This window comes from Arthrobacter sp. DualSoilB13 (assembly GCF_055389195.1).
In genome coordinates this window covers 3,339,425-3,354,520 of sequence record NZ_AP035865.1, presented here as the reverse complement: position 1 = coordinate 3,354,520, position 15,096 = coordinate 3,339,425, and the positions used below count along the sequence as shown (strand labels likewise).

The window sequence follows — 15,096 nt, the reverse complement described above, 5'->3', positions numbered from 1 at the left end:
AATCATGACAATTTGGTGTTGCAACTAAGCCTTTTGCCCGTCAGGGGCAGGTGCTACCTTGTTCAGGACCCGCTTGTGATGCAGCCCGCTAGCGACGCGCCGTGACCTTTTCGAGGTAACCATGAGCTATGTTCTCGCCATCGATGTCGGAACAAGTTTTACCGCCGCAGCCCTTGTCAAGCCCTGCCAAGGACCCACTCCAACCCCTGAAATTCTCTCGTTGGGATTGCATGGCAGTGCCGTGCCCTCGGTGCTGTTTTATGCCGGCGACGGCCGGGTGCTGGTAGGAGAAGCCGCCGAACGTCGCGGTCTGGACGACCCCCAACGCATGGTGCGGGAGTTCAAGCGCCGCATAGGTGACTCCGTTCCCCTCGCTGTGGGCGAAAGCTGGCTGGCACCAGAGGACGTGTACGCCACCATGGCCCGATGGGTGGTGGATAAGGCCCAAGAGCGCGAGGGCACCGCGCCGACGTCGATCATCATGACCCACCCTGCAGCGTGGGGTCAGCACCGCACCTCACTGGTCCTGGCAGCGCTCACCATGGCAGGCCTGCAGGACATCACCCTGATCAGCGAGCCGGAAGCGGCTGCGCTGCACTACGCCTCCCAAACGCGCGTGGAGGACGGCAGCATCATCGCGGTGTACGACCTCGGCGGCGGTACGTTCGACACCGCAATCCTTCGCAAAGCCGGAGCGGGCAACTTTGAGCTATTGGGCCGTCCGGACGGCATTGAAACTCTGGGCGGCGCCGATTTCGACGCCGCCGTCCTGCGCCACGTCATGGGTCACCTTGGCGACGGCCCGGCCATGGACCCGGCCTCTCCCGAGACCTTGGCTGCACTGGCGCGGTTGAGGCGGGAGTGCCGGGAAGCCAAGGAGGCACTCTCACTGGACAGCGAAGCCAGCGTGGCCGTATCCCTGCCCGGAACCCAGACGTCGGTGCGGCTGGTCCGCTCCGAATTCGAGGCGATGATCGAGGCCCCTGTCAGGGATACCGTGGACGCCCTCCAACGCAGCCTGAGAACCATCAACCTCCAAGCCCAGGATCTCAGCGCAGTGCTGCTCATCGGCGGGTCTTCCCGGATTCCACTCGTGGCAGAGCTGATTTCCGTGGAACTTGACCGTCCAATCGCCGTTGACGCCGATCCCAAATCGTCTATCTGCCGTGGCGCTGCTGTCGCTGGCCTGCTCTCGCAGGGGGCGGACGCAGTGGATGCCGCGGCAGCCTCGGCCACGGCCGCTTCAGCTCCGGCCGCTGCAGCCTTGCCATCCGGGCCTGTAAAAACAAGCGCGGCGGCTGCGATGCGGAGGCCGCACGTCCCGGGCAGGGCTCCGGCATTCAACCACCCCAAATCCAGTGTGACCACACCAGGCCGGCATGCCCCGCGGCCCCGCGTGCGGATGGCGGCAGCAGCCGCTGCGGCCGCTACCGCGCTGACCATCGCGACTGCCACGGCGGCCCAAAGCCCCGTAGGCTCAGGACTGCTGGCCACCATGTTCGGCAATCAGGCAGCGGATGTCATGCGCGACGGCGGTGCTCAGGCAGCCGGGGCACAGGCTCCCGGCGCCCAAGGCAACGGCGCTGGAGGCGCAGGGGGTTCGATCCCGGTTGTCGGAGGACTGGCGGGCGGTCTCGAAGCGAGCGCCAAGGCGGGCGTCACGAGGGCTGGATCCAACGGAAAGGCGCCAGCCAAAGGTGCAAACACTCAGGGTACGAACCCCGGGTCAACCAGCGCGGGCACCGGTGGTACAGGAAGCGCCGGGTCCGGCTCCGGAACCACTGCCGGGACGGGAACCGGCGCGGCCGGCACCACCCCACCGGTTGCGCCGGGGGCGTCCACCCCACCGGCTGCACCGGCTCCGGGTACTCAGACGCCGGGTACCCAGGCCCCGGGTACCCAGGCTCCAGGTACCCAGACCCCGCCAGCGACCCCTGCACCTGATCCCACAGGAGGTGCCGCCAGCGGACCGACTCCGCCACCGACCACAACACCGCCAACGACCGAGCCCACCACCCCACCGGTAACAGAACCGACAACACCTCCGAGTACTCCCGCGGACCCAGTGACTCCACCCCCAACGCCGGAACCGACCGTGCCGGCGCCCGAGCCGACGGTGGTCCAAGACCCTCCACCCCCGGCACAGGAACCAATACTGCCGCAAGAGACCACACCGCCGGCCGTCCCTGACCCGGCTCCGTTACCAACGGAAACCAGCCCCGCTGCGGATCCAGCGCTGCTCTCGGCGGTCTAACCCATGACGGGACATGACCATATGCCCGGCCACTATGGTCCCGGCGCAGAAGATCACCCCCTCACAGAGACAACCGATACCTGGGATGCAGCAACGGCACGGTATGCCTTGCTGAAGGAAACTCCACCTGCCCGCACCCGTGCAATGCAAAAAGAGCTGGTGGACAAGACCATTCAGGACGGCCAGCACTTGGGGGAACTGGCCCGTGACCTTGCGCGGACGGGTTTCAAGGATCCCCGCGTGGTGGCTGAGCTCGAACGCTGCGCAGATGAAGCGCTGGAAAATGACCCGCGGCTGGCTGCAGAGCTCTACGCCGAAGCTCTTTTGGCCGGGGGTGACGAGGCCGCCAAGGCCGCAAGACGCGCCCAGGCTGCTGCCGCGACTGGTGATTTGGATGCTGCAGGCAGAATCGCGGACAGACTCCTGGCGGTGCCCAAGGCACCGGACCTGCGACTGGGAGTAGACGTAGCCTCGGCGGTCTGGGCGCAGCGCGGAATGCTGTCCCGGAGCGCCGATACTTACAGCTGGCTTGGGCCGAACAGGATCGATGGTTCGGCACCCCTTGCTGCTGTGGCCATGATCGGGACGGGAAATGCCGCGGCCGCCGAAGAGTTTCTGGCAGCTGCTCCGCCGAGCGGTTCTCCGACGCTCCTGGCAGTGGCCTTGTCACTGACCCAGGAGGGTCTCCGCCGAACCTTGGGGCCGGCCCCGGAACTGGCACTGCCTGAGCTCATCCGGGCCTCGGACATGATGAACGCGGCAGGCACAACCATCCCCCTTCCGGAAACACCCGGAGCCTTGGCAGCCTTATGCGCCCTCCACAGCGGGGAGCCGGAGGTGGCGGACACAGTGCTCAAAGCAGCGCTGGCGGCTGGTCAAGGGGGCGATGCAGCGCGACCACGGCTGTTCCTGTTGCGGGCGTGGTCCTCCATGCAACAGGACAACGCCGATGACGCCATCCTGGCCATCAACGAGGCCCTCAAGGCCAACCATTGGTCCTTGGCACCAAGGGATGGGTTCTTGCTTGCGGCACTGGAGGTGGGCCTTGCCCGGCGCGGCAGTGACATGCACGAGCTCGTGCTTGCCTGGGAGAGAGCCCGCGAAGCGATGATGCATGTGTCCGTGGATCTCTTCAGCCTCCTGCCGTGGGGCGAACTCATGATCACCGCGGCCCGGCTTCGGGAATCAAGGAGGGTTGGCCATTACCTGGACAACGCCTGGGAGCTGCTGGGCAGGCTGGGCAAACCGCCCTTGTGGTCCGTTCCATTGCACTGGGCGGCGGTGCAGGCGGCTTTGCTCAGCGAAGACCCCGCCGGACTGGCACCACACGCTGCAGCACTCGTGCGCGCCTCTGAACACAGCCATCTGGCGTCCGTGCTCGCCACAGGCGGCAAGGCGTGGGTCTCCGTCCTGGCAGGCCGATTTGAAGCGTCCGACGTCGAAACAGCGGCCCGTGGGTTGGCCGCCGTCGGGATGCCTTGGGAGGGCGCGCGCTTGGCGGGCCACGCCGCCGCGCACGCGGATGAGCGACGAGACATGGTGAAACTACTGGCGTGCGCCAGGGATATTCATCCCCAAAGTGCAGCACCGCCTGCCGGGGCGGCCCAACGGCCAGAGGACGCGCGCTCTAGCGCTACAGCTCAACCCGTCATGGACTTTGGCAATGGTGGTCCCGGAACTCCCGACACCTCAGGGCTCAGCGCCCGGGAACGTGAAGTGGGCCGACTCATCCTTGAAGGCAAGACCTACCGGGAGATCGGTGAGGCCATCTATATCTCTCCCCGCACGGCGGAGCATCACGTGGCACGTATGCGGCGACGTCTGGGAGCGGAAAACCGTTCGGAGCTCTTGGTCCGCCTACGGCTGGCGTTGGGGGAGGGGTACCCGCCTCCGTAGGCGGCATACCCCTTCACCCCCTAACGGGAAACCCCGCCATCCCCTAACGGTGGGTGACTGGGTAGGGGGACCACCCCCGATGCCCGGACCCCCGGCCCGGCAATACGTTGAATTCAAGCCCGGCAAAGGCGCCGGGCCAACCACACACCACAGAATTTGAGGGAGCACTCCAATGCCTACACTCGCACAACAGCTCGTGCAGTTCCTGATGAGCCTGTTCAATGATCCAGATGCCGCTGAAGAGTTCGTCCGTGATCCGGAAGCTGCGCTCGCTGCAGCGGGTTTGCGTGACGTCTCCTCGGCCGACGTCGACGCCGTTCGTCCGGTTGTCCTGGACTATGCACCCATCAACGCCCGTTCCTCTTTCGACCGCGAATACAACACTGGCGGCAATCACGCTTCCACCGGTGGCGGGGGTGCCTGGGGTGGCCGCGACGACGATGATCACCCCCACGGCGGCGGCGGCGGCGGACGCCCGGACCATGATGACGACGATCACGGACATGGCGGCCACGGTGGTGGCGGCGGTGGCGGCGGCTGGGGTGGACACGACGGCGGCGGTCACGGTGGCCACGACGGCGGCGGCCACGGTGGCGGCGGCGGTGGCGGCGGCTGGGGTGGACACGACGACGACGATCACGGACATGGCGGCCACGGTGGTGGCGGGGGCGGCGACCACGGTGGCCACGACGGCGGCGGTCACGGTGGCGGCGACTGGGACGACCACGCACATGCCGTTCAGCAGCTGGTCCACGTGGTGAACAATTACTCCTACACCACCACCATCGACGACCGCGACACCATCACTGACCAGTCGGTGAACCAGAACATCTGGGCCGACGGCGATGTCACGCAACTCTTCAACCAGGACGCTGTGGTGGCCTCCGGCGACGGCGCTATTGCTGCCGGCGACGACGTCAGCAATTCGGGCAACACCACCACGACTACAACCACTACCACCACCGATGACCATTCAACGGATAACTCGGTGAACATTACGGAGTCCGGCGACGGAGATGTTGAAGTAGGCAACACGGACATTGAGGTCAAGGATTCGTTCAACGACAACTCCGATCATTCGGTGACCAAGGACTCCTACAACACCGATGTTGATGTTGATGTGGACATCGAGGACTCGTTCAACACGGACAACTCCGTGGACAACTCGGATAACTCGGTCAACGTCTCGGATTCGTTCAACGACAACTCTGACAACTCGGACAACTCGGATAATTCCGACAACTCCGTCACGGACAACTCCGTGAACGTCACCGATTCGTTCAACGACAACTCCACGGATGTGGACGTCGAAGACGTTCAGCTCATCAACGAATCCATCGTTGTACAGGACAACGAGCTGGAAGTTGATAACTCCACCGACATCGACGTCGAGGACGTGCAGGTCAACTACGACTCCACGGTCATCCAGGACAACGAGCTGGAACTCGAATACACCAACGTCGAGGACAACACCGTCATCGCCGACAACGAACTCGACGTTGAGGTTGAATACAACGACATTGATGATTCGATCGTCGTCGCCAAGAACGATGTGGAAATCGACTAGCACCAGGAAGGTCCAAACGTCGTAAAGAATTTTTGACACAACATTTACGAAAACCCCAGCAGTGCCCGGCAGACGCCATAACGTTTGCCGGGCACTTCGTGGCCTCTTCACTGGAGCGGCGCTGGAAAACAAGGGACAAAGGACAGACGGTGACGGAAACAGGACGCATGACCATCTTGGTGGAACAGGGCATGGCGCTGGCAGGGGACCGGAACGACCTCCGGCGTCGTCTGGAAAATACCCTCACCCGCCTCAGCGATCCCAGTGTCCGTGTGATCGTGGTGGGCGAGTTCAAACAAGGGAAGAGCCAGCTCATCAACGCGCTGGTGAACGCACCTGTCTGCCCGGTGGATGACGACATTGCCACCGCCGTCCCAACAGTTGTGCGGCACGGGGACCCGGCGTCGGCGGTCGTTCTCGTTCCCGCCCAACAAAGCAGCGGACCGGAGGCCGAAGGAGATGCCGGAAAACGCGAAAACGGCTTGGAAAGGCAACCCGTCCACCTGGATCAACTCGCGGAATACGTCTCAGAGAAAGGTAATCCGGGCAACGCGAAGAACATCGTGGCCGCAGAAGTGTCACTGCCCCGGAAGCTGCTGAGCGGTGGACTGACGATCGTCGATTCCCCTGGCGTTGGCGGACTGGGCTCAACACACACACTGACCACGTTGACTGCCTTGCCATCGGCCCACGCCATGGTGTTCGTCTCCGATGCATCGCAGGAATACACCGAACCGGAGATGCGGTTCCTGAGTCAAGCGATGCGCATCAGCCCGAACGTCCTGTGTGTGTTGTCCAAGACAGATCTTTATCCCAGTTGGCGCCAAATCGCTGAGCTGGATCAAAGACACCTGGCCAGCGTCGGGCCCGATATTCCACTCTTTCCAGTGTCCTCGGAGTTGCGGCTCCATGCGGCGCGGCTGCAGGACCAGGAATTGAACGCCGAATCAGGATTTCCCGCGCTGATCGGCCATTTGCGGAACAACATTGTGGGCGGGGCGGCCAGGATGCAACGCAGATCCGTCAGCAACGACCTTTTGTCTGTCACCGAAAACCTTCGGCTGGCTTTGCAGTCGGAACTTGAAGCCTTGGAAAACCCGGCAGGAACACCACAAATGATCGCTGGCCTGAACGCGGCGAAGGAGGACGCGGACTCGCTGCGCAAACGCTCCGCCCGTTGGCAGATCACCCTCAATGACGGCATTGGTGACCTGATCGCCGACCTGGAGTACGACTTGAGGGACAGGCTCCGCCGGATACAACGCGAGGCCGAAACTGCCATTGATCAAGGGGACCCTGGACCCGCGTGGGAGCAGTTCACGCAATGGCTGGAACAGAGCACGGCAGCGGCGGTTTCAGATACCTTCGTGTGGACCAGCGAACGTGCGCAATGGTTGGCCACCCAGGTGGCGGAGCACTTCTCAGAGGAAGTGGTGGCCCTCCCCGCCTTGAAAGTGGCAGACACCGGCGGCGTACTGGACCCTGTAGCCGACATCCAGGAGATGCAGGATGGCAGGCTCGGGCCGCTGCAGAAAGTGCTGATCGGGATGCGCGGGTCCTACGGAGGCGTACTGATGTTCGGCCTCCTGACGGGCATCTTTGGGATGGCCCTTATCAATCCGCTATCGGTTGGGGCCGGCCTGATGCTGGGACGGAAAGCCTATAGGGAAGACAAAGAAGCGCGCCTGAAACAACGCCAGTCCGAAGCGAAGGTGCTGGTACGGAAGCACGTTGATGATGTTGTGTTCCAAGTGGGCAAGCAGCTCAAAGACAGGCTGCGGCTGGTCCAGCGTGCCACACGCGACCATTTCACGGAGATCGCCGAAGAGCACCACCGTTCCCTGACAGAATCCGTTGCGGCCGCACAGAAAGCGGCAGCCACGTACGCGGTTGAGCGGGACATGAGAATCAAAGAGATACGGAACCAGCTCACAGCAGTGGACGCCCTGGCGAAGGCCGCGCATCAACTGCACCAAGAGCCACCCGCAACCGCCCAGGCCAACAACCTGCCCCAATCCACCACGTCAACGTCGGCGGTCCCGGCAGGATGATGGACTCGGGCATCGCCGGAGCCTCTGACCTGCTCCGGCAAGCAAGGGAGGCTTTCCAGCACGACGCAGCGGCTCTGGCAGTGGTGGAGGAGCTCGAGGGCAGGCTGGAAGGGCCGTTGCGGGTAGCCGTGGCCGGCATGGTCAAGGCCGGCAAATCCACTCTTCTCAATGCGATCATCGGGGAAGAAATCGCGCCCACCGATGCCGGGGAATGCACCCGAATCGTCACCTGGTACCGGTACGGGCATACTCCCAGGATTACGCTTCATCCCATCATCGGGGAGCCGCTTGCGCTCCCGGTTACCCGTGAGGATGGCCGTTTGATCTTCAGCTTGGGCGATGTCCGGCCTGAGGACGTGGAACGCTTGGTGGTGGATTGGCCGGCAGCGAGCCTGAGGGAGCTGACGCTGATCGATACCCCGGGGATCGCCTCTTTGTCACGGGATGTGTCAGGGCGCTCCGCAGAATTCCTCCTACCCGAGGACGCCCCCATGGCTGCCGATGCTGTCATCTATCTCATGCGGCATCTTCATGCCTCCGATGTCAGGTTCCTCGAGTCCTTTAAGGACACCGCCGCGGGTCAATCCGGGACTGTCAATGCGTTGGCGGTCCTGTCCCGGGCCGACGAGATCGGTGCGGGAAGAATCGACTCCCTCATCTCCGCCGCGGTGATCGCTGATAGATACAGCAGGGACCAGAACCTTAGGCCGCTTGCGCTGGGCGTCGTGCCGGTTGCCGGGCTGCTTGCGCAAAGCTCGCGGACCATGCGCCAAACGGATTTTGAAGCCATGCAGGTGTTGGCGCTGATGGACAGGAACCAGCGGGAAAGGCTGATGCTATCAGCGGACCTCTTTGTCCGGGCCAGCGAACCCGCTGAGCTGACACCGGAAGCCAAAGCGTTCCTCGTGCAAAGATTCGGCCTTTTCGGCATTCGCCTTGGTGTTGCACTGATCCGGGGCGGAATCAGCAACCCCACGGAACTAGCCCATGAGTTGGCACGGCGCAGCGGACTTGGCCAGTTGCTTCAGAATATCGCCTCTTTGTTCCAAACCCGGGCGGACGCACTCAAGACTCGTGCCGCCGTCGTGGGTTTGGAAGCTTTGCTGCGCGGTTCACCGCGGGATACCGTGCTTCCGCTGGAAGCCGGCTTGGAGAGGCTGCAGGCTGGCGCGCACGAGTTCCGGGAGTTGAAACTCCTAGGGACGCTGCGAACGACGGGACTAAGCCTGACCCCGGAGTTGTCTGCGGAAGCCGAGCAGTTGGTAGGCGGCCACGGCAGTACCCCCCAGCTGAGGTTGGGCTTGGATCCCGGGGCAACCCCGGAGCAGATCAGTGAGGCGGCACGGAACGCCTTTAACCGTTGGCGGTTAATCGCGGAAAACCCGCTCACTGAGCCGGCCGCACTGGACGCATGCCGCGTAGTCCTGCGCAGTTGCGAAGGGATGTTGGCCGCAATTCCGGCCGTTCGCTAAGAAAACCGTTCGCTCAGCAGCCAGCTGGTGGTGGATGGGAGAAACAGCAGGATCAGGCCAGCAGCGGCCAGGATGAATTGGGCCGCCAAGAGCACAGTTGTCAGGACGCCATCGGCTCCGGGCGCCACCACGAAGTCGGCGGTGATGACGGTGACCACAGCGTGCAGGAGGACCAGCGGGGCCAAGGCCCAGCGCGCCCAGATGCGGCGTCTAAACAGGGCCGCCAGCAGGGTCGCTTCCATGGCCACCACCAGGGCCAGCATGGCGAGGCTTCCCAGGAACACCACCGCAGTGGCCCCCTCCACTGCATTGGCGTCGCCCTCGGGAACCATGCCTCCGATGACCCCCTTCAAGCGTTCGAAGTGGGAATCACGGCCCAGAAAGCCTGTGGCCACCACGGCTATCCCCGCCACGAAGCTGGCCACCCATAGTGAGCGCGACCATCGCGCTAGTGCGGGAGGTTTGACCACCGCTGCTATGGGCGGGGGCGTGGAAAGTGAAATGCCGGGGCGCGGCGGTGGTGCGGAGGGTGACGCGGGCCCGCTGACTGATGGCGTGGAGGAAGGTGTCTGCCGTGATCCATCAGGTTGCTGGGCCATGTTCCCTACTTCAGCTCGTCCGTATCATGCGGATCCGGCTCGGTACGCTTGGCATCGCCGGGTTTGAATCCGTTGTTTTTGGCGTCGCCGCTGCCATCGCCGGGCTTCTCGCCAAGATCGCGTTCCTTGGCTTCCAAGTCCGCTTTGAGCTTTTTCAGGCGATCGTCTTCAGCCTGGTTACGGCGGCCGGTTTCCAGGTTGCGGAGGAATTCGGGGTCGTCATCCGGAGCTGTGGGCTGGCGTCGAACCGGTGCGGCTTTGGGTTTGTTGTAAGGGCGGCCGAAAATGAACCAGAGGATCGCGCCCAGCAGCGGGAGGACGATCATCACAATGATCCACGCGGGTTTGGAGATCCCGCGTGTCTGGTGGCCGTCGGTGCGGATGACGTCCACCAAGGCATAGACAAAGATGACCAATACAATGACGACGCCTACAACCCGGAGCATGCACCAAGTCTAGTCGCCGGAAGCCAATCACTGGACGCCCTCTTGCGGCTGTGATCAGAGTGCAACCATCCGGGCGGCTAAACTTGGACGGTGGCTTTCCTGAAGTATTCCCTCATCCGCCTGGCACTGTTCGTGCCGTTGTTCGTGTTGTTCGCCTTTTTGGGGGTTGGTTGGATCCTGGCTGTGGTGTTCGCCGGTCTGATTGCCTTCGCCATCAGCTACCTCTTCTTCCAAAAACAGCGCGACGCCGCCACTGCGGCCATGCGTGAACGTTTCTCCGGGCGGGCCAAGCCGATTCGCACTGCGGGTGAGGTTGAAGACGCCGCAGCCGAGGACGGCTTGGTAGAGAAAAACCCGGACATCGCCGTTAACAACGACAAACGCCCGGGCACTGTCTAGAAGTTTTTGTACAGCTAACGCCCCTAAGAGAGCTTCATGGGGGCGTTAGCTGTACAAAAACTCGTATAAAGGTTTAGAAGCCGCGGCTTAGGATCAGCCCCAGCGAGAACAGCAGGCTGTAGCCGAGGTTGATCATGCCGGTCTGCTTGAGGACCGGGATGAGGCTCTTGCGCTTCTTGCCGTTCACCATCAGCCAGGCAGGCATGAGGCACGCGGGGATCAGCAGCAGGACAATGAGCATCCACGGTTTGGTGGGTGCCAGCACGATCACCAGCAGAATGGCGACGGCCAGCATCAGGACGTAGCTTTCACGGGCATGCCTGTCACCAAGCCGCACAGCAAGGGTGCGCTTTCCTGCTGCCGCATCCGTGGGGATGTCCCTCACGTTGTTGGCCATCAGCAATGCGCAGGCAATGAGCCCGGTGCCGATCGCACCAATCACCGCGGCGAGGCTGACCTGCCCGGCCTGGGTGTAGGTGGTGCCAAGGGTGGCCACAAGACCGAAGAACACGAAGACAAAGACGTCACCCAAGCCCAGGTACCCGTAGGGGTTCTTCCCGCCGGTGTATCCCCAAGCTGCCAGGACGCAGCCAATGCCCACCAGGATCAGCCACCACGTCTGGGTAATGATCACCAGGATCAGGCCGCAGATCATCGCCGCCCCGAAGAGCGCGAAGGCTGCCCATTTCACCTGTTCCGGTTTGGCTGCGCCGGAACCCACCAAGCGAAGAGGACCCACCCGGTCCTCGTCCGTCCCGCGGATCCCGTCCGAGTAGTCGTTGGCGTAGTTGACTCCGATTTGAAGCAAGAGAGCCACAAGTGCCGCCAGGATCGCGTTCGGCAGCCGGAAAGCCTGGAGCTCGTACGCCGCTGCCGAACCGATGAGGACCGGCGCAATCGCCGCGGGCAGTGTGCGGAGCCGGGCTCCTTGAATCCATTGTGCAGCTGTCGCCACGTGTAGTACCTCGTGTATTTCGCGGTTGATCTTGAGTCAGGCTCGGGAGGAAGAACGTGTCTATTGTCCCTGATGCAGATTGGAAAGCAGGTCAATCATGGCCATGCGGTCCGGTTTTCCGTTGGGAAGCATCGGCAGTTCCTTCTCGGCCAGCACCGTCTTGGGTGCAAGGACGCCCAGTGCCTCTTCGCGTCGGGCGGTGAATCCCTTCACGCCTTCGGGCGAGGGATCGGTCACGGCAACGTAGGCTGCCACGGCCTGGCCCCATTCGCGCGACGGGACGCCGGTCACGAAAGCCGCGGTGACGCCGTCGAGCTCTTCCAACTTGCCTTGGATGTATGCGGCGGAGGCTTTGACGCCGCCGGTGATGATCACGTCATCGGCGCGGCCCAGAACCGTAAGCTTGCCGTCGTCGGACAGTTCCCCAAGATCCCCGGTGATGTACCAGCGGGTCCCGTCTTCCTCGAAGAACGCAGCCTTTGAAGCCCGGGCAGCATCCATATAGCCTGCCGCCACGGTGTCGCCACCCAGCAGGATGCGGCCTTCCAGTTCGCCCTGGCCGATGCGGACCTCGACGCCGTCCAGCGGCTCGCCGTCGTATACGCACCCCCCGCAAGTCTCGGCTGAGCCGTAGGTGGTCACCACCTTGAGTCCCTGCTCCCGGGCAGTGCTGAGGAGTTCAGCCGAAGCGGGTGCGCCGCCCAGCAGAATCGCGTTGAAGCGGCGCAGCACGGCGAGGGTTTCCGGCACGGGGGAGTCCAGCAGCCGCTGGAGCTGCGTGGGCACCAGGGAGGTAAAACGGATCTTGTCCGTGAGTTCCTCGGCCGCTGCTGTGAAGGCCTCAGGCGTGAAGCCACTGGACTGGTCCATGACCCACGGGCGCGTGCCCGCATACAGCGAACGGACCAGCACCTGAACCCCGGCCACATACTGCAGGGGGAGGGCCAGCAGCCACTGGCCTTCGCCGCGCAGGGCCATGGCTGTGGACACGGAGGACGCAGCCAGGGCGTCAATGGTCAGAACGGTGGCTTTGGGCGTCCCCGTGGAGCCGGAGGTGCGGACCACAACGGCTGCCTCTTCGACGCCGGTCTCTACCGGAACCGCTTGCGGCTCGCCGAGTTCGTCCACGACGATTTCGATGGCGGGGCCCTCGCCGTGGAGGGCGGCCATCAGGGCTTTGAGTATGGGATCGATGTCCACCGGGTGTCCTAGAAGTAGTAAGGGAAGTTGGACCAGTCGGGATCGCGCTTCTGGAGGAACGCTTCTTTGCCCTCCACGGCCTCGTCCGTCATGTACGCGAGGCGGGTGGCTTCGCCGGCAAATACCTGCTGCCCGGCGAGGCCGTCGTCTGCCAGGTTGAAGGCAAACTTGAGCATGCGAATGGCCTGCGGAGATTGGCGGGCGATGTCCGCGGCGTATTCCAGGGCCACTTCTTCCAGCCGTTCATGATCCACGGCCTCGTTGACAGCGCCCATCCGGACCATGTCTTCGGCAGAGTATTCGCGGGCCAGGAAGAAGATCTCCCGCGCGGCCTTCTGACCGATTTGGCGGGCCAGCAGCGCAGAGCCGTATCCGGCGTCGAAACTTCCCACGGTGGCGTCGGTCTGCTTGAACTTGCCGTGCTCGCGCGAGGCGATGGTGAGGTCGCTGACCACGTGCAAAGAGTGGCCGCCACCGGCCGCCCAACCGTTCACGACGGCGATGACAACCTTGGGCATGGTGCGCATGAGGCGCTGGACTTCCAGAATGTGGAGGCGGCCGGCCCGGGCGGGGTCTATGGTCTCCTGGGTATCCCCTTCGGCATAGCGGTACCCGTCCCTGCCGCGGATCCGCTGGTCTCCGCCGGAGCAGAACGAGTGGCCGCCGTCTTTCTCCGAGGGGCCGTTACCCGTGAGCAGGACGGTGGCGACGTCGGGTGTCATGCGGGCATGGTCCATGGCGCGGTAGAGCTCGTCCACGGTGCCCGGGCGGAACGCGTTACGGACCTCGGGGCGGTTGAAGGCGATGCGGACCGTGGGGAGGTCCTTGACGGAGCCGTCCGTTGAACGCTCAACCTGCCGGTGATAGGTCATGTCTTTGAAGTCGTCGAAGCCGGAAACGGTGCGCCAGCGTGAGGGGTCAAAGACGTCGGAAACCTTGGCAGGGAGTTGGTTGTTCACACCCTGAGTCTAGTAATGGCCTTAGCTGATGCAGAACTCGTTGCCCTCGGGGTCGGCCATGGTGTGCCATTCGTGGGGTCCTTGGTTGGCGGTCCATAAGTGTTTGGCACCGCGTGCTTCCAGCTGTTTACGCACGTCGTCCTTGTCACGGCCGTCCAGGCGGACGTCCCAATGGACGCGGTTTTTGACGGACTTTTGGTTGGGATCGGCTTGGAAAAGGATCCGCCGGCCGGTCGTCGGGTCTTTGTCTTCCGCCGGGACAATTGCGCAGCCTTCTGCCCACACCAGTTTGCCGTTGTGGGTGATGGTCTGATCCTCGGTTGCGTAACCCTGCTCGATCATGGACCGGATGAACGCCTCGTCCTGGGGCTCTACCGTCCATTCGAGGGTTTCGGCCCACCAATCGGCAAGCTCGTGCGGCTTCTTGCAATCGACTACTACCTGAATGTTCAGTGTCATGCCCTCAAGCTATTCCCGACTGCGGGTGACCGGGTAGGGCCTTGCGGTCACCTTCCGTCCGGGTTCCCGACTCAGTTGGGTAGGAGTTCGGGGGGAACAGCGTAGATCAGGACAACGGCCATGAGGTTCTTGGCGGCGTGCACAAAGTAGGAGAACATCAGGTTTTTCCCCGTCCACACATAGACCCCCACCAGCACCACGGCCATCCCCAAGTACGGTGCCAACGCGGGCAAAGCAAGCCCTTCGCGGCCCACCACGTGGATGGATGCGAAAACCACTACGGAGATCACGCAGCAGATCCAGATGTTCAGGTACTGCGACAACTTGCCGATCAGGAGGTGACGGAAGAGGTATTCCTCCACGAACGGGCCCAGGATCACCAATAGTGGCACCATCAACCACGCGGGGACCTGTTGCAGCATGCCCTGGATGCCCAGTTGGTTTTCAGAGCTTTGAACGCCTCCGAAGGCCGCCACCAGCAGGGCTGTAAGGATCAGCATCACCACGATGGCCAGCGGCACCATGCCCAGCGTGAACCATGGACGGGTCCCCAGGATTTTGAGGTCGCGCCCGGCTACGCGCCAGGCCGATGCCACGGAGAATATTCCGACGCCGGCATAAAAGATTGCGTTGACGGCAAACGACGCTGTAGCCGGGTTCGCGAAAAGCTGCAGCATCAGGAGGTTGAGCGTCTCTCCGGCCAGCAGGAAGTAGGCCGTGAAGCCTACGTAGACGGCAACAGCGAGGCCGTCCAAGGCAGTGAACTTGAACTCAGGTGCCTTGGTGGAAAGAGTGCCCATATGACCAGCCTAGCTTTGCCGGGCGGCCCATGCGTCGCT

13 protein-coding genes are annotated in these 15,096 nt (G+C 63.2%); 6 read left to right on the top strand and 7 right to left on the bottom strand.

Annotation, left to right across the window (positions count from 1 at the left end; all coding sequences use genetic code 11):
- The first annotated feature begins 121 nt into the window (after window positions 1-121).
- The 5 genes from ACZ5J0_RS15430 (at window position 122) to ACZ5J0_RS15410 (ending at window position 9,240) form a co-directional block, all read left to right on the top strand.
- A complete protein-coding gene (locus tag ACZ5J0_RS15430; protein ID WP_464093463.1) occupies window positions 122-2,254 on the top strand; it encodes an Hsp70 family protein in 2,133 nt (710 codons plus the stop codon).
- Between the two features lie 3 nt (window positions 2,255-2,257).
- The gene (locus ACZ5J0_RS15425) at window positions 2,258-4,150 is read left to right on the top strand and encodes a LuxR C-terminal-related transcriptional regulator (RefSeq protein WP_250820029.1); all 1,893 of its coding nucleotides are present in this window, start codon (window positions 2,258-2,260) and stop codon (window positions 4,148-4,150) included.
- A gap of 172 nt (window positions 4,151-4,322) precedes the next feature.
- Window positions 4,323-5,717, top strand: a complete 1,395-nt coding sequence (locus ACZ5J0_RS15420; protein WP_464093462.1) for an IniB N-terminal domain-containing protein — start codon at window positions 4,323-4,325, stop codon at window positions 5,715-5,717.
- 149 nt (window positions 5,718-5,866) lie between these two features.
- Entirely contained in the window at window positions 5,867-7,768 is a 1,902-nt protein-coding gene (locus ACZ5J0_RS15415; protein WP_464093461.1) for a dynamin family protein, read from the top strand.
- On the top strand, window positions 7,765-9,240 hold the full coding sequence (locus ACZ5J0_RS15410) for a dynamin family protein (protein ID WP_142938104.1): 1,476 nt from the start codon (window positions 7,765-7,767) through the stop codon (window positions 9,238-9,240). Before ACZ5J0_RS15415 ends, ACZ5J0_RS15410 begins: the two co-directional genes overlap by 4 nt.
- Here the strand turns inward: ACZ5J0_RS15410 and ACZ5J0_RS15405 are convergent.
- Window positions 9,237-9,839 carry a hypothetical protein gene (locus tag ACZ5J0_RS15405; protein ID WP_142938105.1) on the bottom strand — a complete coding sequence of 201 codons (603 nt, stop codon included), beginning with the start codon at window positions 9,837-9,839 and terminating at the stop codon, window positions 9,237-9,239. The two genes, ACZ5J0_RS15410 and ACZ5J0_RS15405, sit on opposite strands and share 4 nt — an antisense overlap.
- 5 nt (window positions 9,840-9,844) lie before the next feature.
- Window positions 9,845-10,285 carry a PLD nuclease N-terminal domain-containing protein gene (locus ACZ5J0_RS15400; protein WP_464093460.1) on the bottom strand — a complete coding sequence of 147 codons (441 nt, stop codon included), beginning with the start codon at window positions 10,283-10,285 and terminating at the stop codon, window positions 9,845-9,847.
- 90 nt (window positions 10,286-10,375) lie between these two features.
- On the opposite strand from ACZ5J0_RS15400, the gene ACZ5J0_RS15395 reads away from it, so the two are divergent.
- Window positions 10,376-10,684 carry a DUF4229 domain-containing protein gene (locus ACZ5J0_RS15395; RefSeq protein WP_464093459.1) on the top strand — a complete coding sequence of 103 codons (309 nt, stop codon included), beginning with the start codon at window positions 10,376-10,378 and terminating at the stop codon, window positions 10,682-10,684.
- Between the two features lie 73 nt (window positions 10,685-10,757).
- Here ACZ5J0_RS15395 and ACZ5J0_RS15390 read toward each other — a convergent pair whose 3' ends face one another.
- The 5 genes from ACZ5J0_RS15390 to ACZ5J0_RS15370 form a co-directional block, all read right to left on the bottom strand.
- Window positions 10,758-11,639 carry a 1,4-dihydroxy-2-naphthoate polyprenyltransferase gene (locus tag ACZ5J0_RS15390; RefSeq protein WP_142938108.1) on the bottom strand — a complete coding sequence of 294 codons (882 nt, stop codon included), beginning with the start codon at window positions 11,637-11,639 and terminating at the stop codon, window positions 10,758-10,760.
- Between the two features lie 60 nt (window positions 11,640-11,699).
- Window positions 11,700-12,839: an AMP-binding protein gene (locus ACZ5J0_RS15385; RefSeq protein WP_464093458.1), complete on the bottom strand. Its 1,140-nt coding sequence runs from the start codon at window positions 12,837-12,839 to the stop codon at window positions 11,700-11,702.
- Between the two features lie 8 nt (window positions 12,840-12,847).
- On the bottom strand, window positions 12,848-13,798 hold the full coding sequence (locus ACZ5J0_RS15380; protein ID WP_223940822.1) for a 1,4-dihydroxy-2-naphthoyl-CoA synthase: 951 nt from the start codon (window positions 13,796-13,798) through the stop codon (window positions 12,848-12,850).
- Between the two features lie 21 nt (window positions 13,799-13,819).
- A complete protein-coding gene (locus ACZ5J0_RS15375; RefSeq protein WP_464093457.1) occupies window positions 13,820-14,257 on the bottom strand; it encodes a VOC family protein in 438 nt (145 codons plus the stop codon).
- A gap of 71 nt (window positions 14,258-14,328) precedes the next feature.
- On the bottom strand, window positions 14,329-15,057 hold the full coding sequence (locus ACZ5J0_RS15370; protein WP_166841784.1) for a CPBP family intramembrane glutamic endopeptidase: 729 nt from the start codon (window positions 15,055-15,057) through the stop codon (window positions 14,329-14,331).
- Window positions 15,058-15,096 lie beyond the last annotated feature (39 nt).